The 845-nt window shown below is 46.7% G+C and carries 2 protein-coding genes; both read left to right on the top strand.

Going from position 1 to position 845, the window contains the following annotated elements:
* Positions 1–62 precede the first annotated feature (62 nt).
* Positions 63–311: an HPr family phosphocarrier protein gene (locus QJ48_RS35100; protein WP_082420807.1), complete on the top strand. Its 249-nt coding sequence runs from the start codon at positions 63–65 to the stop codon at positions 309–311.
* 241 nt (positions 312–552) lie between these two features.
* A complete protein-coding gene (locus QJ48_RS35095; protein ID WP_025851403.1) occupies positions 553–840 on the top strand; it encodes a YlaN family protein in 288 nt (95 codons plus the stop codon).
* The last annotated feature ends 5 nt before the right edge of the window (positions 841–845 follow it).

Raw genomic sequence — 845 nt, 5'->3', positions numbered from 1 at the left:
GTTTAATTATTTGAAGAAAGCGTTTTATCTTGTCCGTCACTAGACGCATGGAGGGTTTTTGTATCCCAAACGCCAATAACCCCGAAATCGTGAAATTTTCTCAAACCGCCAATAAATTCAGATCTTCGATTGTTCTTCAGTATGATAACAAGTATATCGATGTCAAGAGCATTCTCGGCTTGTTTACGACGCTGCTCACATCCAGCAACTATGATCTTCATGTTCACGGACCGGATGCTGACGAAGCGAAGAAAGCGATGGCCGAAGTGTTCGAAAAGCACGGTCTTAAGATCAATAGCATTCAAGACTAATCCATATGATCTCCAGGTAAAGGCATTTTCGCGCAGGCGAAGATGCCTTTATTTGTTTTTTTGAGAATAATTCTCATGGTACGGCGTCTATCTTGGTCTATCGACTTGTGTATTGCGCCGTTTTCGACTAATATAAAACTATCGGCGTTTAAGCGCCTGCTTCGGATAAGAACCGGGGCCGCATGTTCGTCCGGTTGACCGCCGGTGAACGCAAATGGTTGGATTACAGGGGGGGAGCACCATGTCGTCGGATGTGCTGCTCAGCTTGTCGCAGAAGGCCCTGCATCTGCTGCAAGAAGATGCGGACAAGATCGAGAAGCTGATCGAAGTGCAGATGGAAAACTTAACCACGCGCAAATGTCCTCTGTATGAAGAGGTGTTAGATACGCAAATTTACGGGTTGTCGCGGGAGATTGACTTTGCGATCCGGGCGGAGCTGATTACCGAGACGGCGGGCAAGCAAATCTTGATGAAGCTGGAACGGAATGTAGCCCAGCTCTATGAGGCTATGAGTCAAAACAAAGAGTAACCTTC

It is taken from the genome of Paenibacillus sp. A3, from assembly GCF_001399685.1.
GTDB lineage: Bacteria > Bacillota > Bacilli > Paenibacillales > NBRC-103111 > Paenibacillus_G.
This window is presented reverse-complemented; position numbering and strand designations above follow the sequence as displayed.